This window comes from Halorhabdus salina, assembly GCF_013839425.1.
In the GTDB taxonomy this organism is placed as follows: Archaea; Halobacteriota; Halobacteria; order Halobacteriales; family Haloarculaceae; genus Halorhabdus; species Halorhabdus salina.
In genome coordinates this window covers 106,115-128,065 of the sequence record NZ_JACDNP010000001.1, presented here as the reverse complement: position 1 = coordinate 128,065, position 21,951 = coordinate 106,115, and the positions used below count along the sequence as shown (strand labels likewise).

The 21,951-nt window shown below is 63.8% G+C and carries 27 protein-coding genes and 1 tRNA gene; 13 read left to right on the top strand and 15 right to left on the bottom strand.

Features of this window, described 5'->3' with window-relative positions; all coding sequences use genetic code 11:
- The first annotated feature begins 20 nt into the window (after nt 1–20).
- Entirely contained in the window at nt 21–791 is a 771-nt protein-coding gene (locus HZR20_RS00620; RefSeq protein ID WP_181684662.1) for a creatininase family protein, read from the top strand.
- A gap of 18 nt (nt 792–809) precedes the next feature.
- On the opposite strand, the gene HZR20_RS00615 is transcribed toward HZR20_RS00620, so the two are convergent.
- Nucleotides 810–1,226 (bottom strand): universal stress protein, encoded by a 417-nt coding sequence (locus HZR20_RS00615; RefSeq protein ID WP_181684661.1) that lies wholly within the window; start codon nt 1,224–1,226, stop codon nt 810–812.
- 95 nt (nt 1,227–1,321) lie between these two features.
- Here HZR20_RS00615 and HZR20_RS00610 point away from each other — a divergent pair, with 95 nt between their 5' ends.
- Nucleotides 1,322–2,575 (top strand): MgtC/SapB family protein, encoded by a 1,254-nt coding sequence (locus tag HZR20_RS00610; protein WP_181684660.1) that lies wholly within the window; start codon nt 1,322–1,324, stop codon nt 2,573–2,575.
- Here the strand turns inward: HZR20_RS00610 and HZR20_RS00605 are convergent, their stop codons facing one another.
- The 3 genes from HZR20_RS00605 to HZR20_RS00595 are packed head-to-tail and all read right to left on the bottom strand — an operon-like array spanning nt 2,576 to nt 6,254.
- A complete protein-coding gene (locus HZR20_RS00605) occupies nt 2,576–3,331 on the bottom strand; it encodes a metallophosphoesterase (RefSeq protein ID WP_181684659.1) in 756 nt (251 codons plus the stop codon). It abuts the gene before it with no gap.
- Nucleotides 3,331–4,983, bottom strand: coding sequence for a hypothetical protein (locus tag HZR20_RS00600; RefSeq protein ID WP_181684658.1), 1,653 nt, complete (start codon nt 4,981–4,983; stop codon nt 3,331–3,333). Before HZR20_RS00600 ends, HZR20_RS00605 begins: the two co-directional genes overlap by 1 nt.
- Entirely contained in the window at nt 4,980–6,254 is a 1,275-nt protein-coding gene (locus tag HZR20_RS00595; protein WP_181684657.1) for a Single-stranded DNA binding protein, read from the bottom strand. Before HZR20_RS00595 ends, HZR20_RS00600 begins: the two co-directional genes overlap by 4 nt.
- 110 nt (nt 6,255–6,364) lie before the next feature.
- Between HZR20_RS00595 and HZR20_RS00590 the strand changes: the two genes are divergently transcribed.
- On the top strand, nt 6,365–7,027 hold the full coding sequence (locus HZR20_RS00590; protein WP_181684656.1) for a 2,5-diamino-6-(ribosylamino)-4(3H)-pyrimidinone 5'-phosphate reductase: 663 nt from the start codon (nt 6,365–6,367) through the stop codon (nt 7,025–7,027).
- A 71-nt stretch (nt 7,028–7,098) separates the two neighbouring features.
- The gene (locus tag HZR20_RS00585) at nt 7,099–8,604 is read left to right on the top strand and encodes an Hvo_1808 family surface protein (RefSeq protein ID WP_181684655.1); all 1,506 of its coding nucleotides are present in this window, start codon (nt 7,099–7,101) and stop codon (nt 8,602–8,604) included.
- Here HZR20_RS00585 and HZR20_RS00580 read toward each other — a convergent pair.
- Complete coding sequence (locus HZR20_RS00580; RefSeq protein WP_181684654.1) at nt 8,598–8,903, bottom strand: DUF7545 family protein; 306 nt, start codon at nt 8,901–8,903, stop codon at nt 8,598–8,600. The two genes, HZR20_RS00585 and HZR20_RS00580, sit on opposite strands and share 7 nt — an antisense overlap.
- Nucleotides 8,904–9,039: 136 nt before the next feature.
- On the opposite strand from HZR20_RS00580, the gene HZR20_RS00575 reads away from it, so the two are divergent.
- Together HZR20_RS00575 and HZR20_RS00570 are read left to right on the top strand one after the other, a co-directional pair.
- Nucleotides 9,040–9,366, top strand: a complete 327-nt coding sequence (locus HZR20_RS00575) for a 4Fe-4S dicluster domain-containing protein (RefSeq protein WP_181684653.1) — start codon at nt 9,040–9,042, stop codon at nt 9,364–9,366.
- 253 nt (nt 9,367–9,619) lie between these two features.
- Nucleotides 9,620–10,051: a hypothetical protein gene (locus HZR20_RS00570; protein WP_181684652.1), complete on the top strand. Its 432-nt coding sequence runs from the start codon at nt 9,620–9,622 to the stop codon at nt 10,049–10,051.
- A gap of 22 nt (nt 10,052–10,073) precedes the next feature.
- Here HZR20_RS00570 and HZR20_RS00565 read toward each other — a convergent pair whose 3' ends face one another.
- From HZR20_RS00565 to HZR20_RS00555, 3 genes are all read right to left on the bottom strand, one after another.
- Nucleotides 10,074–10,571 (bottom strand): GNAT family N-acetyltransferase, encoded by a 498-nt coding sequence (locus tag HZR20_RS00565; protein WP_181684651.1) that lies wholly within the window; start codon nt 10,569–10,571, stop codon nt 10,074–10,076.
- The gene (locus HZR20_RS00560) at nt 10,568–10,936 is read right to left on the bottom strand and encodes a universal stress protein (RefSeq protein WP_181684650.1); all 369 of its coding nucleotides are present in this window, start codon (nt 10,934–10,936) and stop codon (nt 10,568–10,570) included. Before HZR20_RS00560 ends, HZR20_RS00565 begins: the two co-directional genes overlap by 4 nt.
- A gap of 110 nt (nt 10,937–11,046) precedes the next feature.
- Nucleotides 11,047–11,400, bottom strand: coding sequence for a winged helix-turn-helix transcriptional regulator (locus HZR20_RS00555; protein ID WP_181684649.1), 354 nt, complete (start codon nt 11,398–11,400; stop codon nt 11,047–11,049).
- A 151-nt stretch (nt 11,401–11,551) separates the two neighbouring features.
- Here HZR20_RS00555 and HZR20_RS00550 point away from each other — a divergent pair, with 151 nt between their 5' ends.
- The gene (locus HZR20_RS00550; protein ID WP_181684648.1) at nt 11,552–11,968 is read left to right on the top strand and encodes a DoxX family protein; all 417 of its coding nucleotides are present in this window, start codon (nt 11,552–11,554) and stop codon (nt 11,966–11,968) included.
- Between the two features lie 18 nt (nt 11,969–11,986).
- On the opposite strand, the gene HZR20_RS00545 is transcribed toward HZR20_RS00550, so the two are convergent.
- A complete protein-coding gene (locus HZR20_RS00545; RefSeq protein WP_181684647.1) occupies nt 11,987–12,922 on the bottom strand; it encodes a ring-cleaving dioxygenase in 936 nt (311 codons plus the stop codon).
- An 88-nt stretch (nt 12,923–13,010) separates the two neighbouring features.
- Entirely contained in the window at nt 13,011–13,784 is a 774-nt protein-coding gene (locus HZR20_RS00540; protein WP_181684646.1) for a fumarylacetoacetate hydrolase family protein, read from the bottom strand.
- A gap of 119 nt (nt 13,785–13,903) precedes the next feature.
- On the opposite strand from HZR20_RS00540, the gene HZR20_RS00535 reads away from it, so the two are divergent.
- The 3 genes from HZR20_RS00535 to surE all read left to right on the top strand — a co-directional run bounded on the left by HZR20_RS00535 (nt 13,904) and on the right by surE (nt 16,979).
- Nucleotides 13,904–14,662 carry a prephenate dehydrogenase/arogenate dehydrogenase family protein gene (locus tag HZR20_RS00535; RefSeq protein ID WP_181684645.1) on the top strand — a complete coding sequence of 253 codons (759 nt, stop codon included), beginning with the start codon at nt 13,904–13,906 and terminating at the stop codon, nt 14,660–14,662.
- Nucleotides 14,655–16,067 carry a methyltransferase domain-containing protein gene (locus HZR20_RS00530; protein ID WP_181684644.1) on the top strand — a complete coding sequence of 471 codons (1,413 nt, stop codon included), beginning with the start codon at nt 14,655–14,657 and terminating at the stop codon, nt 16,065–16,067. The genes HZR20_RS00535 and HZR20_RS00530 overlap by 8 nt, the downstream gene beginning before the upstream one ends.
- 93 nt (nt 16,068–16,160) lie before the next feature.
- On the top strand, nt 16,161–16,979 hold the full coding sequence (gene surE / locus HZR20_RS00525) for a 5'/3'-nucleotidase SurE (RefSeq protein ID WP_181684643.1): 819 nt from the start codon (nt 16,161–16,163) through the stop codon (nt 16,977–16,979).
- Nucleotides 16,980–16,996: 17 nt separating this feature from the next.
- Here the strand turns inward: surE and HZR20_RS00520 are convergent, their stop codons facing one another.
- The 3 genes from HZR20_RS00520 to HZR20_RS00510 all read right to left on the bottom strand — a co-directional run bounded on the left by HZR20_RS00520 (nt 16,997) and on the right by HZR20_RS00510 (nt 18,636).
- A complete protein-coding gene (locus HZR20_RS00520) occupies nt 16,997–17,170 on the bottom strand; it encodes a DUF5786 family protein (protein WP_181684642.1) in 174 nt (57 codons plus the stop codon).
- Between the two features lie 65 nt (nt 17,171–17,235).
- Complete coding sequence (locus tag HZR20_RS00515; RefSeq protein ID WP_181684641.1) at nt 17,236–18,069, bottom strand: HD domain-containing protein; 834 nt, start codon at nt 18,067–18,069, stop codon at nt 17,236–17,238.
- Nucleotides 18,070–18,159: 90 nt separating this feature from the next.
- Nucleotides 18,160–18,636, bottom strand: coding sequence for a redoxin domain-containing protein (locus HZR20_RS00510; RefSeq protein ID WP_181684640.1), 477 nt, complete (start codon nt 18,634–18,636; stop codon nt 18,160–18,162).
- A gap of 132 nt (nt 18,637–18,768) precedes the next feature.
- Here HZR20_RS00510 and HZR20_RS00505 point away from each other — a divergent pair, with 132 nt between their 5' ends.
- Nucleotides 18,769–19,062, top strand: coding sequence for a Sec-independent protein translocase subunit TatA/TatB (locus HZR20_RS00505; RefSeq protein ID WP_181684639.1), 294 nt, complete (start codon nt 18,769–18,771; stop codon nt 19,060–19,062).
- 61 nt (nt 19,063–19,123) lie between these two features.
- Nucleotides 19,124–19,196 (top strand) — tRNA-Arg (locus HZR20_RS00500).
- 181 nt (nt 19,197–19,377) lie between these two features.
- On the opposite strand, the gene HZR20_RS00495 is transcribed toward HZR20_RS00500, so the two are convergent.
- Entirely contained in the window at nt 19,378–19,689 is a 312-nt protein-coding gene (locus HZR20_RS00495; RefSeq protein WP_181684638.1) for a hypothetical protein, read from the bottom strand.
- A gap of 108 nt (nt 19,690–19,797) precedes the next feature.
- A complete protein-coding gene (locus HZR20_RS00490; RefSeq protein ID WP_181684637.1) occupies nt 19,798–20,142 on the bottom strand; it encodes a hypothetical protein in 345 nt (114 codons plus the stop codon).
- A gap of 271 nt (nt 20,143–20,413) precedes the next feature.
- On the opposite strand from HZR20_RS00490, the gene HZR20_RS00485 reads away from it, so the two are divergent.
- Nucleotides 20,414–21,940 (top strand): cryptochrome/photolyase family protein, encoded by a 1,527-nt coding sequence (locus HZR20_RS00485; protein ID WP_181684636.1) that lies wholly within the window; start codon nt 20,414–20,416, stop codon nt 21,938–21,940.
- Nucleotides 21,941–21,951 lie beyond the last annotated feature (11 nt).

Sequence of the window (21,951 nt, the reverse complement as noted above, 5' to 3'; positions counted from 1 at the left end):
CGGGACTCTGAACGGCACCCATGTACCTCGCCGAGGAAGCCTGGCCCGACCTGGAATCCTATTTTGCGTCGGAATCGATCGCACTGGTGCCGCTGGGTTCGACGGAACAACACGGCCCGCATCTCCCCGAGGGCACGGATCATCTCATCGCCGAAGCCTTCGCCCGCGAAGCCGCCGATCGGACCGGGTATCTCTGTACACCCACGATCAAGATCGGCGTCTCGACCCATCACCGGCAGTTCCCCGGGACGGCCTCGGCCGACCCGTCGGCGTTCCGTGACTACGTCGAGAGCATCACGCGGAGCCTGACCGAGCACGGTATCGACCGCGTCATCTATGTCAACGCCCACGGCGGCAACGTCAGGCACCTCCGAGAGGTTGGTCGCAAGCTTCGCAACGAGGGCGTCGTCTTCGCAGTGGAGTGGATGTGGGACGAGAGTATTCCCGAGCAGATCGACCAGGCCTTCGAACACAACGGCCCCCACGGTGGCCCGAAGGAGACCGCACTCATCCAGCATCTCTATCCCGAACTCGTCCACGAGGATCGCCTGGAGGACGCACGCGACGGCGGCCTCGTCGAGGTCAGCGAGGCCATCGGCCGGGTCCACGGGGCTCGGACGTTCTACGACTCGATCGACAACAGCGAAAACGGTGTCTTCGGCGACCAGACGGACGCCAGCGCCGAGATCGGTGCGGAACTGTTCGACGCCGCCAGTGACGAACTCGTCGCGCTTGCCGAGTGGCTGGCCGAACAGGACGTTTCGGATCTCATGCCCCGGGAACGCGTTTGAGAGGGCCCGACGGACCCCTCACCGGACGACAGTGACCGACACCGGCGACCGACGGACGATTTTCTCGGCGACGCTCCCGAGCAGGATTCGCGAGACGCCGTCCCGGCCGTGACTCCCCATCACGATCCGATCGACGTCGTGGTCCTCGGCGTAGCGGACGATCTCTCTTTCGGGCTTTCCGACCGTCGTCTCGACGTCGTAGTCGCCGTCCGTCGCTTCGAGGATTTCCAACACCTCGTCAGCGACATCTTCGGCCAGTTGCTCGGGGTCGTCATCGAGACTGTCCCGGATGAGACCGAATCCCGCCTGGAAGGTGTCATCGGCGACTTCTATCACGCGCAGAAGGACGATACGGTCGTCGCCATACTCGCCCACGGCCTCCTCGAGAGCGTCCCTGGCCGGCTCCGAACTGTCGTATGGTACCAGTACTGCCATACGTTGACTCGAACCCCGGGGACTATAAATCTCGATTCGAGTGGGTGTCAACCCGGGGGCCAAGTTAACAATCATTCGAGCAGAACAAGTAGACGATGGTCGATCCGGCGACTGCCCCACTGGGCGACGTGCTCGTCCGCCTCGCCCTCGCGCTCGGACTCGGCGCACTCATCGGACTGGAGCGCGAGCAGAGCGAGTCGGGCGGCACGTTTGCCGGGAGTCGAACCTTTCCGCTGATCGCGCTCTATGGCGCGCTCATCGAGGCGTTCTTCCCGACTGTGCTCCCGGTCGCGATCGTCATTCTCGCGCTCCCGCTGACGATCGCGTACGTCGGGAAAGTCCTCATCGAGGGTGACATCGGGCTGACGACGCTGGTGGCCGCGCTGGTGACGGTCCTGCTCGGTGCGATGACGACCCACTCCGCCCGGGGTGGGGTCGTGGCGATCGTCGTCGGCGGGGCCGTGACGGTCCTGCTGTCGGTCAAAGATCCGATCCACGAGTTCGCAGACCGGATCGAGGCGAGCGAACGCCGCGCGTCGGCGAAGTTCATCCTAGTCGTGCTCGTCGTCCTTCCGGCGCTCCCGGATCGGTCGATCGACGCGCTGTACGGCCTTAACCCACGATTCGTCTGGCTGATGGTCGTCTTTGTCACGGGCCTGGGCTTTGTGGCGTACGTCCTGGGTCGGATCCTGGGGCTGGAACGGGGCATCGCGATCACGGGGATCGTCGGCGGCTTCGTTTCCTCGACCGCGACGACCGTCTCGATGGCCGAGAAGGCGGTCCAGAACCAGACGATCACTCGCGTCTGTGCGTTTGCGGTCGTCACGGCGTCGATCGTCATGTTTCCCCGCGCGCTCGTCGAGGTCGCCGTCGTCAATCCCGGCCTCGTTTCGCGCGTGGCGTTGCCCCTCGGTGGGATGACCGTCGTCGGCGCGATTGCGGCTGGTGGACTCTACTGGCAGACGAGAGCGAGCGAGACGGTGGAGCCGGAGCGACTCAAGAACCCGTTTCGTCTCCGACCGGCGCTACTCTTTGGGGCGATCTTCGCGGTTGTGTTGCTTGTCTCGGAGTCAGCAAGCGAGTGGTTCGGTACCTCCGGATTGTACGCTACTGCCTTTTTCTCCGGGCTGGCCGACGTCGATGCGATGACGATCACGGCGAGTCAACTCGCCGCTCAGGACGCGATCACGGCGGCAGCAGCGACGACGGCCATCGTCATCGCCGCCATCGCGAACACTGCCGTCAAGGTCGCGCTGGTCTGGGTGCTTGGCACCTACCGCCTCGGCGTCCTCGTCACAACTGTCCTCGGGGTGGTCGTCGTGAGCGGCGCGGTCGTGCTCGTCGTCTGATTAAACGCGTTCGTACGGGCCCAGCCGCGTCCCGTTGAGGAGATACGCGTCACCGCTGACCAGCCCTCCCGGCAGGAACGGCGAGAGAAAGGACTGCCCGGCGACGTTGATCCACGTGCCACCCGAGAGATCGTTGAACGCCGGGCAGACGACGAGTTCGCCGTCGATCGGCGGGCACTCATCGCCGAAGTGGTCCTCAAACGGAGTCGGATCGAGCCTGCCACGGAGCCACACCCGCTCCTTACGTGCCCCGCCAACGTCGTCTTCCAGTCGGACGACCGGATGCTCGTGGCCGATACAGATCGTTTCGGCCCTCAGCACGTCCGGTGCCGGCCAGGTGTGTCCGTGCGCGAAGCCCACGTCGCCCAGCCGAATGCCGTCCCCGCCGGTGATCGTCACGGCCTCGCGATCACCGAACACCGATTCGATCTCGCCGTCGTGGTTGCCCTTTAGGAGCGTCAGTGGGACCCGATCGGTAACTGTCTCGACGATATCCAGTATCTCAGCCCGTTCCGCCCGCTCGGGGCTCCCGATGGTGTGTCCGAGATCGCCCACAATCACAACCCGATCCGGCGTCGTTCGATCCAGCAGTGCTTCGATGGCTGCTCGTCTATCGTCCGCCTGGGACGGGACTTCGACTCCCTCCCGGCGGAGGCCGGCCTCGATGCCGGCGTGGACATCTGCGAGAACCAATGCGCGCTCGTCGGGCAAATCGACCACTGCGGCGGGCGCGTCGGGGACCGGCTCGACGACCATCAGATGGGCTTCAGCGTGCCCTCACCGGGCTCGTAACACTGACCGTTCATCAGCGCGTCCTGGATGGCATCCTCGACGGCCGACTCGGTGACGCCCTGGGCGTCGACGACGGCCTCGATCACGGCCTCTCGATCGGCTCCGTCGCCGTCATCAAGCTCCGCCATCGCATCCATGACCGCATCTTCGAGGTCAACGTCGGCCGCGTCACTGTCGGCGCTTTCGTCGGCGTCAGATTCTGTCTCCTCGACGGCCGCTTCAGCGGTGACGTCGGCGGGTTCATCGGCCGTGGCAGTCTCGCTTGCTGCCGGTGTTGTCCCTTCGGCACCGTCTCCCGTCTTGGCTGTGTCCTGTTCGGCCACCTCCTCCGGATCCGGCGTTTCGATGTCGGCCTCGCCGGGATCCTCAACTTCCGTCCCCGAGGTAAACTCCGTCCCGAACTCGGATTTGATCTCCTCGCGTTCCTCGTCGTCGATCTCGAACTCGCCGTCGAAGTCACCGAGATCCCCCGACTCGTCGTCCGTCGATGTCGACGGTTCGTCGTCCGTTGTGGCCGCTACCGACTCGTCGACTGCGGCGGTCGTCTCGGTCGATTCGTCCGGTTGGGCGGCCGACTCGACTGTCTCGTCCGGTTCGGTGGACGATTCGACTTTCTCGTCCGGTTGGGCGGCCGACTCGACTGTCTCGTCCGGCGTTGCGGGCGAGTCGGATGCTTCGCCTGTTTCTGTGGACGCGTCGCTCGTCTCTACAGATGGTTCGCTCGTGGTTTCGTTGACTGGCTCACTGTCGCCGTTGGTCGCTGATGCGCCCGCTTCGGGCGTCGTCTCGGCGGCCGTTGTCTCGGCTGTCTCCTCGGCCGACTCTGTGGCCTCGCCACTCGCGGCCGTTCCATTCGACACAGCGTCTTCGAGGGGTGCCGTCTCAGCCAGTGCGTCGAGGTCGGCCTCGCCACCGTCGTCGGGGGCGATCGCCAGGTCCGTGACCTCCTCGCGCTCGCCTGCGACGAGTTCGGCGGCCGAGAGTGCCAGTTCCCGGACGGCAGCGAGGTAGCCCGGCATCGTCTCGTAGTGTTCAAGCGCGAGAGGAATCCCTGCGGCCAGTCCGTCCGGGACGCCACGCTCGCCCAATGCCGCGGCGAGTGCGTCCCCTTCGGCGTCCAGTTGCATCGCCGTCGCCATCATCCCGACGCGTTCGAGGGTCTGGCGGGCAGTCTGGACGATCCAGCGGTCGCGGGTCCCCTCGTCGACTTCGTTGAGACTCTCGGGTCGGATCGAGGTGTAGACAACATCGCTGTCCTCTGGCTGGAACGTCCGGGCTTTCCCGGTGACGGCGACGTACGCCGGCGGCTCGGCGCGTTCCAGGAACGCCTGGGCGTCGGGCTGATACTGGCCGGCATAGACGACGAACGTGCCCGTCTGGCCGGCGATCCGCGCCCGGAGGATGTCTTCGCCGGCCGGCTGGACTTCCGTCAGGACGCCAACGGCGAACAACCGATTGACGCGCCCGCCGGTCGGCGTGATCACGTAGTTCGGCGCGCGCTCCTCGTCGCTCTCGGAGTACTCGTAGTCGGCGTCGTCGAACTCGGCGGCAAAGACCCGGTAGGCGACCTCTCGCCGTCCCGGACTCCCGTCGTCGCCGTCCTCGTCGGCACTCATCGGCCCACCTCCGCGAGCAGTTCGCGGGCACGATCGGCGGGATCGTCCGCGCTGGGCTCGAACGTGGCCGCGTTTAGCGTCGCGCCATAGTCGTCGACACTCAGCGAGCCGCGAACGTGAAACTCCTGGCCGACGATCGCGTCCCGGATCGCGTCCGTGACGACTTCCTTGTCCATGGCATCCCGAGCGTGTTCTCGGGCGTCTGCCAGGTCACCGCCGTAGACCTCGGCAGTCAGCTCTTCGTCCAGGACCGCCGTGACGGTCCCCGTGCCGTCGTCGACGATCGCTTTTGTGCGTAGATCGTCTTCGCCCTCGACTGCGCCGTGACTCCGGCACTGGCCGTTCTGGACGACGCGGCCACACTCCGGACAGCGCTCGATCAGTCCCGAGCCATCACGGACTGCGATGGCGGTGCCGACGACTGCGACATCGAACTGGCCACCGCTGTCGACGGCCTCGCGGATCGACAACCGCGGGGCCTCGTCGGTGACGTCGACCGGCCGGGAGAGTGGCGCGACCGTCGAGAACTCCGAGACGTTCACTGATGGGGCACCGCGGAACTCTCGGACGAAGGCATCCTCGATCCGGACTGTGGCGTCGGTTTCGATCGATTCGTGGGGGTCCCAGTCGGTGAAGGGGAGCCGACCAGACTCATCGCCGAACACGCCGCTGAGGATCTCCGTCTCCCCGTCGCGGCCGTCGATGCGTTTGGATTCGACCTCCAGCACTACAACCTCGACGTTGACGCCACGATCGCCGGGTGCGAGGTCGGCGAGTGCGTGATCGCCACCGATCTCGTAGGGCACGTCGAGCGCGTCGTCGCTGAGCGCGATCGTCGTCCGCTCACCGAGATTGAGTTCCGGTTGGCCCTCCCACTCGCGGATGCCGGCGTTTTCGATCGTGACGATGTCGCCGGGTTCGATCCCGAAGTCCTCCCAGGCCGTGTAGGAGATTTTGCCCGTTTCGTCGGCGAATTCACCTTCGTGGATGACGTGGTTGGAGCCCTGATACCGGATCGAGCGCGTGCCGGCCGTCAGCACGACGCCGGTCACGCTCACGCCGTCGTCGTCAGTCGTGATTTCGGCGATGTCCTTCTCCGGGATGGACTCCGATCCGTCGCTTCCGCCCTCGCCGTACTTGCGTCGCACACTCTGGACCGCCTCCTCTAAGGGAACGCTGTAGGAGACGAGGTTCTCCAGGTCGTCTTTGACCTCCTCTTTTGTGACACCGAGGTCGGAGGCGAGCTCCTCGGCTTTGTCTTCGACATCCATGCGCGTCGGTTCGACCGGCGCGAATAAAAAGACCGCCCTCGGCCTGCTTGTCCGTAACCTCCTCCGAGGGAGCCGAAAGTCGTTTTCGGAGGGCGGGAGAAACACGGACGATGCACGTCGTCGTCAATGCGGCAACGAGTGCGGACGGCAAGCTCTCGACCCGCGAGCGCGAACAGATCGCCATCAGCGGCCCGGCGGACTTCGATCGCGTCGATCAGTTGCGGGCCGACAGCGACGCCGTCATGGTCGGGGTCGGGACCGTCCTCGCCGACGATCCATCCGTGACTGTTGACGACGAGACCCGCGTCGCGGCGCGTCGCGAGCGCGGTGCCCCTCTCCAGCCTGCGCGGGTGGTGGCCGACTCTCGTGGTCGGACCCCGACCGACGCAACGATTCTCGACGATGATGCCGAGACGTTCGTGCTCGTCACCGAGGCCGTATCCCCGGAGTCAATCGACCGCTTCGACGCGGCCGGCGCGACGGTGATCGTGGCCGGCGAAGAGCGCGTTGCGCTCGACGCGGCGCTGGCCGAGTTAGAATCCCACGGGATCGACCAACTCATGGTCGAAGGGGGTGGCGAACTCATCTTCTCGCTGTTCGAGGCTGGCCTCGTCGATGAACTGTCCGTGTTTGTCGGCCCGAAGATTATCGGCGGTCGGGACGCCCCAACGCTGGCTGACGGCGACGGGTTCATCGCAGATTTCCCCGACCTCGAACTCCAGTCAGTCGAGCGGCTCGACGACGGCGTCTTGCTCCAGTGGACCGTCGCGTGATCGCGATCAGAGGGCTTCCGGATCGGTCTCAGGCGGAACGGCTTTAGGCGCTTGCCGACAGCAACCCGATAATGACGCGCTTGGTCTCCGCTGCCGTCGTGCTCGTGGTGGGTGGGCTTCTTGTCGTCGGCGCTGGCGCGGTCGTGGCCGGTCCCGTCGCGGCTGAGGACGGCCCGAACAACGACACCGCACCGCCCGATCCCGAGACAGACGTGATCGGCTGGGAGCACGGCTACTGGTACAACGAATCGATCGACGTCGACCAGTCCGATGGGCTCACGCCGGCCGAACGCGAGCGCGTTCTCGCCCGGACAATGGCCCGCGTCGAGTACCTCCGCGGCCTGGAGTTCACCGCAAACACGTCTATCGAGTTCGTCACGCGGGATGGAGTCGAACACTACGTCGATCGCAACGTGACCCAGCTTCGGGGCGACAACGCAACCTGGGAAGCGCTGTTCATCGTTGGCGAAGACGAGGACGCTCGGACGGCCGTCCATGAGACGATCTTGGCCAGCGTCGGCGGAATGGCGGCCGAGGAGGGTGTCGATCACATCGTGCTCCTCACGCCCGACCCGGACCGGCCGAAGGTCTCGGAGTACGTGCTTGCCCACGAACTCGTTCACGTCCTCCAGGACCAGCACTTCGATCTCTCGGCTCCGCGCTACCAGCGGCAGACGTTAGACGGGGAACTCGCCAAGGACGGACTCATCGAGGGTGAGGCCTCACTCGTCGACGGCCTCTATCGGCGCCAGTGTGCGGGCGGCGAGTGGGACTGTCTCACCGGCGGCTTGGCACCGCCATCCGGGGACGTCACACCTGCGATCGCACGGCTGATGGGCGTGCCCTACCAGGAGGGCGCGACGTACGTGCAGACACTTCGCGATCGCGGTGGGTGGGACGCCGTTACTGGTACCCACCAGTCCCTGCCGCGGACGATGGAGCCAGTGATCCACCCCGAGCGGAACGTCGAGTCCGCCGTGCCAATCGAGCAGGAGGATCGATCAGGCCCGGCCTGGCAGGCGACGGGGACGAACCAGCGGATCGGTGAGGTCGGAATCCGCCTTCTCTTCGAACAGCAAAACCGGACGCGAAACGTGGCGATGCCGGTTTCGAACGGATCGGTCGCGGGCGGCTACGCGAGTGTCCCGGCCGACGGCTGGGGCAACGACACGCTCCGTGGGTACACGAACGGCAGCCACACCGGCTACGTCTGGGAGACCACGTGGGACACGCGGGCCGACGCTCGCGAGTTCGCGACCGCTTACCGCCGTGTGCTCGAGAGTTACGACGCCACGCAAGTCGGTGAAGATAGCTACGTCATCCCGAGAGGCCCGTATGCCGACGCGTTCGCCGTGGTCGCTGCGGGATCGAACGTGACAATCGTCAACGCACCAGGGCCGGCAGGACTGACAGCAATAGATCGGTCGCTGGGTCCGATGGACACCGTCGGCACGCGAACGACACCATCGAACACGGCCACGACGACAACGAGCGGCCCCGGCTTCGATGTGGCGATGGGACTGGCGGCGCTACTCGTGATCGCGGTGATGACTCGAGTACGGCGGCCCGGTCAGTGACTGTGGTCGATCAGTTCATCGAAACTCGTGCCAAAGCGCTCCTTGAAGCGCTCGTCGGTCGCGGCCTCGATGTCTTCGATGTCTGCCTCGATATCTGCGCTCGGATCGCCCTGGCTGTGGTGGACGGCTGTATGCACCCGCTGAGCGAGGCCGAACATCGCGATGTCCGCGACGACGGTCGGGACATCCTCGTCGCCCTCGGTCAACAGTTCGATCAGCGCGAGCGGGACTTCCATGTCGTCACTTGCGTCGTCTGTCGATACCGTCACGGTCGTCGTTTCGAGATCGTCAGCTGCCATACTCGTTTTTCGCCGAGGACCCTTATCCCTCTGTTGGACGACTGTCGAGTTATCGTTGCTGCCAGGGGGGTCGATACCGGGGATCACCGCCCGCTGACGTAGCTTTATACCGCTACACGTTCGAGCCTGGAGTACAGTGCCTATCGATTCCGATTTCGAGTCAACTCGTGAGGTTGTCGACGACCACGAGGGCCACGACGTGTGGGGCCCCGTCGAGGAACCGGAGCCACTGGGGATTCACGGGACCCACGTCGCCGTCGACTTCGACGTCTGTCTGGCCGATGGCGCGTGTTTAGAAGACTGTCCCGTCGACGTCTTTGACTGGGTCGAGACGCCGGGCCACTCCGTCAGCGACCGTAAAGCGGACCCGGCGCGTGAGTCCCAGTGCATCGACTGCATGCTCTGTGTCGACGTCTGTCCGGTCGACGCGATCGATGTTGACCCTACCCGTCGCACTGAGTAACCCCAGGTCGCAGTTCCGATTCCGGAAATCCCGGCGGGTATTCGTCACGGAATAATATGAGGGAATCGTGTATAGCGATAGACAGCTATGACGCCTGGGAATGTGTGGCTGCCGACTGCGACCCCATCCGTCTGGAGAGCCGTCCGCCCGGCCGCGCTGGGACGACCGACACTCACTGCCAGCAGCGACTCCGGGAAGACAGTATCCAGCCGATGGGGACACTCAGAAACTGGGTTCGGAGACCGGTGAGTCGATGTCGTACGCCTATCGCGTCCGCGTGCAGGCACTCGCCGAACGAGCTCGACGAGCGAGGGGGAGCTTTCTGCCCCCTGACGAGCCACCCGACCGGGAACGAGCTCGCGAATATCTCCGGGACGGCGTGGGACCGGCCGTGGCGCTGTATCAGGAGGCTTCGATGGGAGCGGGCGAAATGCCGCTGGCGGCAGACGTCTCTCGTGCACTCGACCGTGCGTTAGTAGAGTGGCTGGAGCTGTATGCAGCGTGTTACGGCGTCCACGTGAACGCCGACGCCTCGATCGCTGCGGCTGCGGAGTTATTCACCGATGGAGGGTCGCTTCGGGACGTCGCTGTTCGACTGACGGGTGTCCCTGACGAGACGGCCGACGCCATGCAGGACCATTCCGGCGCGGTAGTCGGTGTTCACGGACGGTCGGATTTCCGGTGATCGTCACTGGTCGTGACAGCTGTCACTCCTGCAGTGAGAGCGTCATTTCGAGGTCGCTCCCGGTTTCGTTCGACCGCTCGAAGCCGACCGATTCGTACAGCGAGACGGCAATCGTATTGCTCGGCCGGACACACAGCCACACCGTTTCGACGCCTTCCGCGTAGCCGTCGGCCAAGAGTGATCTGATAAGTCGCGAGCCGATCCCCGAAAGTCGATAGTTTTGATGGATGAAGATCATCAACTCGTGATCGTCATCGTTGCCGAGCAAGGCCGAGTGTCCCACCGCGCGGTCGCCGTGCCAGGCGACGACGTTGAGTCCTCCCGCGACGGTATCGAGCCAGTCTTCGATCCGTTCACGACCCACTGGCGGTAGTCCCTGGGCTCGATGGTGTGGGGCGTAGGACTCGTACATCCCAATCAGTGCCGCCCGGTCGTCGATCCCCCGTTCGATACGGATCGACCGGCCGGTAGTGTCGGCGAACGACCGTGGCGGCGGTGTCCAGGGTGAACGATCAGTCATCGAACGAGTTTGACGGTGACCTGAGAGTTAAACAGGACGAATTGGGCGATGCTATCCAATTGAATCTTCCCCATCGGCGTCCGGTTGCCATTCCCCAGCACCAACTGGTCGAACTCGCCACTTTCGGCGACTTCCACCAATTGTGACCCTGGGTCGCCGTCGACATCCCGTATCTCGACCTGTCGGTCCCAATCCTCCAGAAGCGTCCCGACTCGATCGCGTACTTGCCCCCGCGTCAACGTCGCCGACGGATCGTCGAATATCGCCACAGTCACCGCGTCGTCCGCCTGCCTGGCACGCTCGACCGTTCCCTCAAGGGCCGCGAACGAGCGCTCTGTACCGCCAACCCCCACCAAGACCCGCATACTCGATACTTCCTGTCCCTGTCTCAAAATACTTAGCCTCGCGGAGGGTTCCTCGCTTCTGTGCAGGTGTGGTATGGAGAATACTCTGCAATTACGGCGACACAGTCCCTTTACGCGTCGATTCCGTCCACCCACTCGTCGGCCCACCCCTCTAGGTCCGTAAATATCGGACAGAGCGCCTGTCCCTTCTCGGTCAGTGAGTAGTAGGTCGCAATCGGGCGATCTTCGACGCGTCGGTCGACGAGGCCGGCGTCCTCTAAGTCGTCGAGCACACGCGAGAGGGTTCGGGAACTCGCCCCAGTCGATCGCTTGAGTTCGTTGAACCGCTGTTCGCCCTCAGCGAGGTCGTATAATACGATCAATCGCCACTGGGAGCCGATCTGTTCGACTGCCTCGACGATCGGACAGGCCGCGGCGTTTTGCTCCTCGACGGACTGCTCCTGACTTGTGGCCGTGGGTGACATCGGTGTTATCTGATGGTATTATTGTCGCCGAGAACATAAATAGGTTCGCAAACGAACCAACTAACGAAATGATACTGGTAATCGACGAGGCAACTCACGTATCGAAGCGCACGATAACGACGAGTCACAACGCAACAGAGGTGCGTGCCTGATGGCGATTGAAGGCACCGATGGGATCGTCTTGCTGGCCGGCCGGGCGCTGTTCGGGGTCGTGCTGGCGTTCATGGGGTTGAATCACTTCCAGCAGCGCGAGGCGATGACCGGCTATGCCGAACACAAGGGGCTGCCAGCGCCCGGGTTCTCGGTCCTCGCGTCCGGTCTCGTCCTCGTGGCCGGTGGCCTCAGCATCGCGACCGGGGTCTATCCGGTCGTCGGCGCGGTAGTGATCGCTGGGTTCCTGCTCGTTTCGGCGGGTACCATGCACGACTTCTGGGCAGTTCCTGAGGACCAGCAACAGGATGAGATGACGCAATTCCTGAAGAACCTCGTCATGGCTGGCGGGGCACTCGTGCTCGCCGCCGTGGCGAGTCAGTCCTGGGCCTACAGCGTCGGTCTCGGCCTCTTCTGACCACACAACACAGTTCGCTCAGTTGTTCGTCTCGACCGACAGCGGCGGCAATTCCTGTTCGATCTCCTCGCGTCGGTCTTCGAGCCATTCAGGCAGAACGAGCTGTTCACCAAGTGTTTCGAGGTCTTCATCGACAGTGTAACCTGGCCCCTCAGTCGCGTACTCGAAGAGGACGCCGCCGGGCGTCCTGGTGTACACTGAGTCGAACCATTTGCGGTCGATGATCTGGGTCGGCCGCAGCCCGAGGCTCTGTAACTCTTCGCGCCAGTCGGCCTGGTCGTCGCTCGTGACACGGAACGCGACGTGGTGGATCGTTCCTGCACCCGGCCGACTCTGGGGTTGGTCCGGGTCGGCCAGCAATTCGACGACGTACCCCAGGTCGCCGTCACTTTCGTAGCGCACCCGGTTGCCCTCACTGTCCGTCTGCTCGTAACCCATCGTTTCGAGGACGCGTGCGGTGGCGTCGATATCGGACAGTGCGAGTGTCACGCCGTAGAATCCGCGGATCGCGTATTCCTCGGGAACGGGGCTGTCCGGTGGATCGCCAGCGGGAGCGTCTTCGACGGCGACCAACTCCAGCGGGAGGCCGTCGGGGTCTTCGAACGGCAGGACTGTCTCGCCAAAGCGCTCGCGTGGCTCGTCGACATCGACGTCGGCATCGTCGAGACGATCGACCCAGTACTCGACGGCATCTCCGGGGATCAGGAACTGCGTCGTGCTGACCTGGCCGGTACCGACCTGGCCGTCCCGAGCCCCAGGGTAGGGAAAGAACGTCATGCTGGTTCCTGGCGACCCCGAATGGTCGCCATAGAAGAGGTGATAGACGGAGGCGTCGTCCTGGTTGACGCTCCGCTTGACCAGCCGGAGGCCGAGCGTCTCAGTGTAAAACGCCAGGTTCTCGCCGGGGTCGCTCCCGATCGCCGTGACGTGGTGGATACCGGGGATGTCGCGCATGTCGACAGTTATGGCTGGAGAGCCCATAGCCATTCGGACTCCGACAATGCGGCCAGCAAGGAGCGACGGATCGGCCGAGTTCGTGGCTTCAGCTCGGGATGTGGACGTCGTGTTCGAGCGTCCCGATCCCCTCGATCTCGACTTCGACGCGATCCCCGTCGGCAAGCGGCCCGACGCCCTCGGGTGTTCCCGTCGCGATCACGTCACCCGGCTCTAAGGTCATGTACGTCGTGATCTCCTCGATCAACTCGGGGACGCCGAAAACCAGATCCGCGCGGTTGCCGGATTGTCGCGTCTCGCCGTTGACGCGGCACTCGATAGTCGCATCGGCTGGCACCTCCTCGGGCGTCGCGAGTACCGGTCCCATCGGCGCGGCGTTATCGAAGGCCTTCCCACGCACCCAGTTGGTCTCGACGCGCTGGTCGTCCCGGTTGGAGATGTCGTTGAAGCAGGTGTAGCCCGCGATCACGTCCTCGGCCTCGTCGGCGTCGACGTTGTGACAGGTCTCCCCGATGATCACCGCGAGTTCGGCCTCGTAATCGAGTCGCTCTTTGTCGGGCAGTAGCGAGACCGTCGATCCGTGACTCGCAACTGTGTTTGGGGGCTTGACGAAGAGTAACGGTCGGTCTGGCACGTCGGCGTCCTGTTCGTCGGCGTGGTCGGCGAAGTTGCGCCCAATCGCGATGATTTTCGTCGGTTCGGCCGGCGGGAGCACGTCGACAGTGTCGGCCGGATAGGTTTCGCCGGGTGCGTCGTCGCCGGGTTCGCCCAGTGCCGTCGTCACGTGCGGGTCACCATCCTCGTCGAGCCAGCGACCGCCGCGAATCGTTCCCGTCGGGTCCCGAAAGCGGACGCGTTTCATGACCGCTCGTATCCATCCGTGACTGTTAGCGCTTTCGACATCCCGCGAGACGCGGAGAAATCGATCCATAGAGTCCGCGAGACGAACGGCTTTTGATCCGTACCGCAGTATCTGAACCCATGGACGTACTCGTCGTCGGCGCCGGGGAGATGGGCCGGTGGTTCGCCCGGACGCTCGACGAACACCTTGAAGCCCCACCGACCGTCGCGTTTGCCGACGCCGATCCAGCGATCGCACGGGCCGCCGCCGAACGCGTCGGAAATCGTGCGGTCGCCCTCGAGACCGACGAGCGCTTCGACCTCGTCTGTCTCGCGGTCCCGATCCCGGCGACGGCCGAAGCGATCGAAACGCACGCGGAGAACGCCGAACAGGCGATCTGTGATCTGTCCGGGATTATGAACGAACCGGTGGCCGCGATGGCCGAATCCGCTCCCGCGTGTGAACGGGTGAGTTTCCACCCCCTCTTTGCCCCTGTAAATGCGCCAGGGAACGTCCCGCTGGTGGCCGACGAGCCCGGGCCAGTGACCGACCGGGTCCGCGCAGCCCTCGCGGCGGCCGGGAACGATCTCTTCGAGACGACTCCCGAAGAACACGACAGAGCGATGGAGACTGTCCAGGCTCGGACACACGCCGCGATCCTGGCGTTTGGGCTTGCCGCCCAGCCAGTCCCAGAGCGCTTCCAGACGCCGATCTCCGCGGGGCTGTTCGATCTGCTCGAACAGGTTACCGCCGGCGAGGCCCGCGTCTACGCCGACATCCAGTCGGCCTTCGAGGGGAGCGAGGCCGTCGCCGAGACGGCCAGGGAACTCGCCGACGCCGACGCTGAGGCCTTCGAGCAACTCTACCACCAGGCCCGACCCGAGGCGAGCGATGACTGACGAGCGCCGCGAGGCAATTGTCGACAACGCGAAGTATCTCCGGGAGGTCCGCCCGATCGACCCCGATGAGATCTGTGAGTACGTCCCGGACCAACCCCACCCGGCTGTCATCAAGCAGACACTCCGGGAGGCTGCCGTCGATCTGGGCCTTCGAGAGCGCGCGGACGGGACGTTTGTCCCCGCACCCGACGGCCCGCTTGATGCGGCTGTCGACCAGGTCGAGGCGTTCCCCGAACGATACGCGAGGGTCCTCGAGGACGAGTTGGTCGGCGAATTCGGCGCAGGCTGGCCGACGGGAGACCCCGGCGCCCGGCTTCGAGAGCGGATTCGTTCCGTCAAGGAGGCCTATCTCAACGACGATGCCGTCACCTACGATCGACTCACGGCCCTCGCGTATGCCATCTACCACCTCCCTGATTACTACGCCGTCGGACAGTACGCACTCGAACCGTTGCTTGCCGACGATCGCGTGCCGGCACAGCTTCGGGTTCTGGACGTTGGCGCGGGCGTCGGCGGTCCGGCGCTTGGACTCTGTGATCTCGTCGTCGAGGCCGGCGGGATCGTCGAGTACCACGCCGTCGAACCCGGCGACGGTGCAGCCGAGGTCCTCTCTGAGTTGCTCGACGCAACAGGTCCGAACGTCCATGTCTCTGTCCACCGCGATCGGGCCGAGACCTTCGAGCCTGCGGAAGAATTCGATCTGATCGTCTTCGGGAACGTACTGAACGAACTGACCGATCCTGGGGCGGTCCTGCGTCGGTACGAGTCTGCCCTCGCCCCCGATGGCTCGATCCTCGCGGTCGCGCCCGCCGACAAACAGACGGCCATGGGACTGCGGACCGCAGAGCGGGCAGTCGAGGACACGTACACGATTTTTGGGCCGACGGTACGACTCTGGCCCGACGAGCGGCCCGGGGGCGATTGCTGGTCGTTCACGCGCAAGCCTGACGTGGCTGTCCCGCCGTTCCAGCGCCGGTTGGACGACGCCGCGTCCGCCGAGACGGACGGCGAATTCGTCAACGTCGACGTCCAGTACGCCTATTCGATCCTCCGTCGAGACGATGCCCGGGCGATCGAGTATCGCCCGGATCAGTCTCGCGTTGCGAAGATGGGAGACGCCGAGGGATACGTCACCGACCGGATCAACCTCGTGGGGATCAAACTGAGTCCGGACCTCCGGGACGCGACCGATGCGAACCCGGTCTTCCTCGTCGGTGACGGCAGCGAGCGGATCGATCATTTCGCCGTCCTGACCAAAGAGTCGATCCTCAACCACGATCTGCGCGAGAGCGAGTACGGCCATCTCCTCGCCTTCGAGAACGTGCTGGCGCTGTGGAACGACGACGAGGCAGCGTACAATCTCGTCGTCGACGGCGAGACTGTCGTCGAGCGCGTGCCAGTCTGAGAAGGGATCTGTTTCGGGCAGGTGGGGAGACAGCCGTTTGCCCATCAGACAGCGGGGGGACAGCCTTTTGCCCACCAGACTCGGAACGCGCCCATGGACGCCGGTGAGCCGCGGATTCTCCTGACGAACGACGACGGGATCGATAGCGTTGGCTTGCGTGCGCTGTACGACGAACTCTCGACAGTCGCCGACGTAACGGTCGTCGCGCCAGCAGACGATCGAAGCGCTGTCGGGCGGTCGATCTCGGCGAACGTCGGTGTGCGCGAACACGAACTGGGCTACGTCATCGATGGGACGCCGGCCGACTGCGTCGTCGCGGGCATAGAAGCACTCGTCCCCCAGACCGACATGGTCGTCGCCGGGTGCAACGACGGTGCCAACCTCGGAGCGTACGTCCTCGGGCGCTCGGGCACCGTCAGTGCGGCCGTCGAGGCTACCTTCTTCGACGTGCCAGCCATCGCCGTCTCGATGTACGTTCCCGTCAGAGACGACGACAAGTGGGAGCCACTGACCGAGGAACCGGGCTCGTATGCCAACGCGACGGCAGTGGCGCGGTACCTCGTCGATGCGGCCCCCGATGCGGGGGTGTTCGAGCATGCCGATTACCTCAACGTGAACGCCCCATTGGCCGAAGCCGGCACGGCGAGTGCGCCGATGGAGATAACGTCGCCCTCACGCGTCTACGAGATGGGCGCCGTCAAGGACGGCGGCGAGATCGAACTCCACGACCGGATCTGGGAGTGGATGGCAGAGGGCACGATTCCCGACCCGGACGGGACTGATCGACGGGCCGTCGTCGAGGGACGGGTCAGCGTCTCGCCGTTGACGGCGCCACACACGACCGAGCATCACGCGGCGCTGGACGATCTGGCCGAAACGTACGAAACGCAAACCGGTGTGGAAACGCGATAGAGAGAAACGGTCCGTCGTCAGTCTTTCATGTCCTGGAGTTTGTCCAGGAGTTCGTCTTGGGATGCGTCGGACTCGAATTTGACTTCGCCCTTGTGGTTGGTTGCATCGACGTCGACGCTCTCGCTGTCGTCGATGTCTGATCCGCTGGCCTGGTTCTCCTGTTCGGATTCATCGTAGCTACCAAAGCCCATAACAAGTGTCTAGAGTATCCCGACCCTCTAAAACCGTCCGGTGTGGCATTCGGTGTGGTTCCCGCTCACAATTCGATCCGCTCGACGATCCGATCGGCGTCCTGTCGGGAGTTGACGGCGACGATCCGGAGGTGTTCCCCTAGCCCCGAATCCTGGAGTTTGGCCTTCAGAAGGTTGTCCACCTGGTAGACGCCCGCTGCGTTGGTCATCTCGATTTCGATTAGCACGGGCGTTCCGTCGCCTGACCGAAGGTTCACTGCCTCGATGGCTTGACTGGAAACCGTGTTGATCCCGCGCCCGCCTTGTTCGTAAGGGAATCGCGACCGGCCCCTCTCCATGTCGAGTGCATCGGCGACCCGTACGACGCCTGCCTCCAGGGTCAGCGGTACTTCTGCCGTGTCGTGGCACAGAATCGCGTGCAGAACCTCGCTTTTGATTTGAACCTGCTCGGCTATGTCGTAGAACGACAACTCCGGGAGGACGCGATCGAGCAAATCGGCCGCGAGCGGGATCGAATAATAGGGATGGTCGTGCCGGTGGACGACGTGGCCGATGTCGTGTAACGTCGCCGCGAGGGCGATAATGACGGGTTCGTCTCTCTCCTCGAGGCCCTGCTCGCGCGCCCCGTTGAACGTGACACCACCCTGTTTCAGCAGGTCGTACAGACACAACGCTCGGTTGCGAACGATCTCGATGTGCTTCTGGCCGTGATCGTTGTACTGTTTGCGCGCCACAGGGTTGACGTTCTGGGCGGAGAGATACGCCTGGATCTCGGCATCCTCGGTCACGTATGCCAGGACCTCGTTGAGTCGCTCGTCCGGGAACCCGTGTTCGGCCCCTGGATCGTAGATTCGTCCCCCGTTTTCGCTTGTCTCTGGTGTGTCGGTTGGCTCGCTCATACTCGATACAAAGGCTTTCGCGAGAAAAATACCGCGTGTGCGATCTCTCTTTGTCTGCCACTTCTCGCTCGCCGTTCCGCGATCGCGAATTCAGGCCGCCTCGGCCACTTCCTCGATGACTTCGTCGTAGTCCGGCTCGACCCCGGGGTCGTCGCTGACCCATGCGTAGGCAAGCTCTCCATCGCTGTCGACGACGAATACCGAGCGCTTGGCGACGTCATAGACGCCCAGTTCGTCGAAGTCCATCGCGAGGTCGTAGCCGTCGACGATTTCCTTCTCGGCGTCACTGATCAGGTCGAAGGGCAACTCGAGTTTGTCGCGGAACTCGTTGAGTGCGAACGGCGAGTCAACGCTGATTCCGTATAGCGTCCCTCCCGCGTGTTCGACCTCTTCATAGCGGTCGCGGAACTCGGTCATTTCGTGGCTGCAGACGCTCGTGAACGCGCCGGGGAAAAACGCCAGGACGATCGGGCCATCATCGAGGCTCTCGGAGAGCCTAAACGAGTCGATCTCGCCGTTTGCGAGCGGTGCCGTAAAATCGGGGGCTTCGGTGCCTTCAGAAACCATTGCAACCCATGGTACGCATGGTGGCCCAAAAGATGTGCCGTTCACGACAATTGCCGATCCTCGCCGAGGGTGGTGCTGTACACCCGGCTAGCAAAAAGCCTATAATACACAGTTGGCAACACTCTAGTAGCGATGATCGATGGATTGATCCTACAACTCGGTGGCATCCCGGGCGGACCCGAACTACTGCTGATTGTGCTGTTGGCAGTGTTACTGTTCGGTGCAAACAAGATTCCGAAACTCGCTCGCTCGACCGGGCAGGCGATGGGCGAATTCCAGAAAGGGCGCGAACAAGTCGAGCAGGAACTCGATGAGATGAAAGATGGGGCCGAACCGGCGTCGGAATCGGCGAAGTCTGCGAGTGCCGAACCGACGACTCAGTCTTCGTCTGAGACCCAGTCCGACACCGAAACCAACTCGAACTGAGTCTCCTCGGAGAGGGATCGAACGCAACCGTTTTTTCTCCCGCCACGCCAACCACTGGTCGGGACGCGTGGCCTAGCGGATAGGGCGAGGGGTTCCTAACCCCTCGATCGCGGGTTCGAATCCCGCCGCGTCCGTCGCGGTTCCTCGCGTCCGCTCGTCACACCCGCCGGACGCGGCGTAGATCGCGATCACTTCGTGATCGCTCACTCCCGCCGCGTCCGCTTCGCTCGGCGAACTCCCGCCGCGTCCGTCGCGACGGACGTAGTGGGGAGCGGAGGACTTGGGGACTTCAGGAGTACCCACATCCGGCCGAGGTCAGTATTCGGACAGATCAGCGAACGGGATGCCGATCCCGTACATCAGTGAGACTAACGCGACCCCGAACACCAGCAGGACGTGGCCGACGGTGTCACCGAAGGCGATGGCCACCCAACGCCCACCGTCATGCGGTGCTCCGCGGAGGATTCGGATATTGTCGATCGGGAGCGTGACCCCGACGCTGTACAGCAGACAGAGGGTGATCGTCACGACAAGATAATCGAGCACTAGGACTGAACTCTGGCCGATACCTGTTCCGACCACCCCGCCAACAAGGGTTGCCCGCTTGCTCGGCGGATACGGCGGCATTTCTCCGGGTTCCGGTGACCGAGTGGAACGGAGCAATCGGGCGAGATTTATCGCGTGCCGATCACCGTGTTTCGCCCATTTCTCGACGATCAGTCTCGTCGGTACCGATCATTGCGCCACTCGAACTCGAAGACTGAACTCGCCGTCCATCTCCGTGGTCTCCACGTAGCTGTTTCGGTCGCCGACTGCGGCCGGCAGTCGGACTGCGACGGAGTCCGTCCAGTTCCCGGTCGCGATAGTGAACGTATAGTTCCCGGGCTGTTCGATAGTCGTCACTTCCCACATCTGTTCGGACCGCACGGGGTGGGTCGTATCCAGTACCACTGAGCCATTTCGTTCGATTCGGTACGAGGTATTCCACGTCTCGTTCGTGGGATTGAACACCTGGACGTGCGCGTTTGCATCGCCGTCGAATCGCTGTTCTGTGGTGTGCTCCTCCGTCTGTGTCTGCACCACTCCGCCACAGCCGGCCACGAGGAGACACAGACCTACGAAGAGGGCTAGCAGCGTGGCTCGCCTCATAATGATAAGCGCTTGACTGGATTGGGATATGCTTTCGGGTATGTACCTTACGCAAGTTTACTGGCCGCCCGACTCCCCGTTCCGAGGGACAGCGACAAATCCTGGCAGGATATCGCGAAGGACATCGTCACAACCCATCGAAACGTACCTTTACACACCACCGGACCGAACGGCGGCGTATGCGTCTCGAGAGGGCAGTCCGGTGACCGTCTGGGTGCTCGGCGATCAGTTGACGCGTCGCCACGGACCGGTCGCCAATTGCCAGGACGACCCGATCCTCATGATCGAGGCCCGCGCGTTCGCCCGCCGTCTCCCCTACCATCCCCACAAGCTAGCGCTGGTGTTCAGCGCGATGCGGCACTTCCGGGATCGCTGTCGCGAAGCCGGCCGAAGAGTCCACTATTACCGGGCCAAGACCTTCCGGGAGGGGCTGGAAACTCACTTCGACTCCCACCCGGACGATGACTTGAAGCTCATGCGGCCGGCAGGGGGTGGAGCGGACCGCCTTCGGTCGCTCGCCACAGACTGCGGTGGGCAACTCACGATCGTCGGCAACGACCGCTTTTGCTGTTCGCGCGACCGCTTCGACGCCTGGGCCGACGGCCGCGACGGTTACCGTCACGAGGACTTCTATCGCTTCATGCGGCGGGAAACCGGCCACCTGATGGACGAAGGCGACCCGGTCGGCGGCGAGTGGAACTACGACGAGGACAACCGCGAGACGCCACCCGACGACTGGGTGCCACCCGAACCGCCGGAATTCGAACCCGACGAGACGACGCGCGAGGTGATCGACTGGGTCCGGGAAACGTTCGACGGTGGCTATGACGAGGCTCCCTACGGCGGATCGTGGGCCAATCCCGCTCAGTTTCAGTGGCCAGTTACCCGCGAACAAGCCCTGCGCGCTCTCGAAGACTTCTGTGCGAATCGGCTGGCAACGTTTGGCCCGTACCAGGATGCAATGCGGGAAGACTCGTGGGCGATGAGCCACTCGCTGCTATCGAGCAGCCTCAACCTGGGACTACTCCATCCCAGGGAAGTCATCGAGCGAGCGATCCAGACGTACGAAAACGGGAACGCACCGCTCAACAGCGTCGAGGGGTTCGTCCGGCAAGTGCTTGGCTGGCGGGAGTTTATGCGCCACGTCTATCGTCGCGAGCGCGACGAGTTCTCCCAGGCGAACCAACTTGATGCGACCGAACCACTTCCCGACTTCTTCTGGACGGGTGAGACGGACATGGTTTGCCTCAACGACGTCATCCAGGGCGTCCGCCGCCGGGGCTACGCCCACCATATCGAACGGCTGATGGTCCTTTCGAACTTCGCGACGACGTTTGGGATCGACCCCCAAGCGCTCAATCGGTGGTTTCACGCCACCTTCGTCGACGCCTATCACTGGGTCACGACGCCCAACGTCGTCGGGATGGGAACGTTCGCCAGCGACGCACTCTCGACGAAACCGTACGTGGCATCCAGCAACTACGTCGATCGCATGAGTGACTACTGTGGCAGTTGCCCCTATTATAAGACCAAGACGGTCGGGGAGAACGCCTGTCCGTTCAACGCGCTGTACTGGGACTTTCTGGGGCGCAACGAGGATCGACTGCGGTCGAACCACCGGATGGGACTGGTCTACAGTCACTGGGACGACAAAGACGAAGCCGAACGCGAGGGGATCCGCGAACGAGCGGGGAACATCCGGCGGGCGGCCCGTCAGGGCGACTTATAAGGGCTCTTTCC

Coding starts and splice junctions, on each gene's coding strand:
- HZR20_RS00620 (WP_181684662.1), top strand. CDS start 21: ATGTACCTCGCCGAGGAAGCCTGGCCCGACCTGGAATCCTATTTTGCG.
- HZR20_RS00615 (WP_181684661.1), bottom strand. CDS start 1,226: ATGGCAGTACTGGTACCATACGACAGTTCGGAGCCGGCCAGGGACGCT.
- HZR20_RS00610 (WP_181684660.1), top strand. CDS start 1,322: ATGGTCGATCCGGCGACTGCCCCACTGGGCGACGTGCTCGTCCGCCTC.
- HZR20_RS00605 (WP_181684659.1), bottom strand. CDS start 3,331: ATGGTCGTCGAGCCGGTCCCCGACGCGCCCGCCGCAGTGGTCGATTTG.
- HZR20_RS00600 (WP_181684658.1), bottom strand. CDS start 4,983: ATGAGTGCCGACGAGGACGGCGACGACGGGAGTCCGGGACGGCGAGAG.
- HZR20_RS00595 (WP_181684657.1), bottom strand. CDS start 6,254: ATGGATGTCGAAGACAAAGCCGAGGAGCTCGCCTCCGACCTCGGTGTC.
- HZR20_RS00590 (WP_181684656.1), top strand. CDS start 6,365: ATGCACGTCGTCGTCAATGCGGCAACGAGTGCGGACGGCAAGCTCTCG.
- HZR20_RS00585 (WP_181684655.1), top strand. CDS start 7,099: ATGACGCGCTTGGTCTCCGCTGCCGTCGTGCTCGTGGTGGGTGGGCTT.
- HZR20_RS00580 (WP_181684654.1), bottom strand. CDS start 8,903: ATGGCAGCTGACGATCTCGAAACGACGACCGTGACGGTATCGACAGAC.
- HZR20_RS00570 (WP_181684652.1), top strand. CDS start 9,620: ATGTCGTACGCCTATCGCGTCCGCGTGCAGGCACTCGCCGAACGAGCT.
- HZR20_RS00565 (WP_181684651.1), bottom strand. CDS start 10,571: ATGACTGATCGTTCACCCTGGACACCGCCGCCACGGTCGTTCGCCGAC.
- HZR20_RS00560 (WP_181684650.1), bottom strand. CDS start 10,936: ATGCGGGTCTTGGTGGGGGTTGGCGGTACAGAGCGCTCGTTCGCGGCC.
- HZR20_RS00555 (WP_181684649.1), bottom strand. CDS start 11,400: ATGTCACCCACGGCCACAAGTCAGGAGCAGTCCGTCGAGGAGCAAAAC.
- HZR20_RS00550 (WP_181684648.1), top strand. CDS start 11,552: ATGGCGATTGAAGGCACCGATGGGATCGTCTTGCTGGCCGGCCGGGCG.
- HZR20_RS00545 (WP_181684647.1), bottom strand. CDS start 12,922: ATGCGCGACATCCCCGGTATCCACCACGTCACGGCGATCGGGAGCGAC.
- HZR20_RS00540 (WP_181684646.1), bottom strand. CDS start 13,784: ATGAAACGCGTCCGCTTTCGGGACCCGACGGGAACGATTCGCGGCGGT.
- HZR20_RS00535 (WP_181684645.1), top strand. CDS start 13,904: ATGGACGTACTCGTCGTCGGCGCCGGGGAGATGGGCCGGTGGTTCGCC.
- HZR20_RS00530 (WP_181684644.1), top strand. CDS start 14,655: ATGACTGACGAGCGCCGCGAGGCAATTGTCGACAACGCGAAGTATCTC.
- surE (WP_181684643.1), top strand. CDS start 16,161: ATGGACGCCGGTGAGCCGCGGATTCTCCTGACGAACGACGACGGGATC.
- HZR20_RS00520 (WP_181684642.1), bottom strand. CDS start 17,170: ATGGGCTTTGGTAGCTACGATGAATCCGAACAGGAGAACCAGGCCAGC.
- HZR20_RS00515 (WP_181684641.1), bottom strand. CDS start 18,069: ATGAGCGAGCCAACCGACACACCAGAGACAAGCGAAAACGGGGGACGA.
- HZR20_RS00510 (WP_181684640.1), bottom strand. CDS start 18,636: ATGGTTTCTGAAGGCACCGAAGCCCCCGATTTTACGGCACCGCTCGCA.
- HZR20_RS00505 (WP_181684639.1), top strand. CDS start 18,769: ATGATCGATGGATTGATCCTACAACTCGGTGGCATCCCGGGCGGACCC.
- HZR20_RS00495 (WP_181684638.1), bottom strand. CDS start 19,689: ATGCCGCCGTATCCGCCGAGCAAGCGGGCAACCCTTGTTGGCGGGGTG.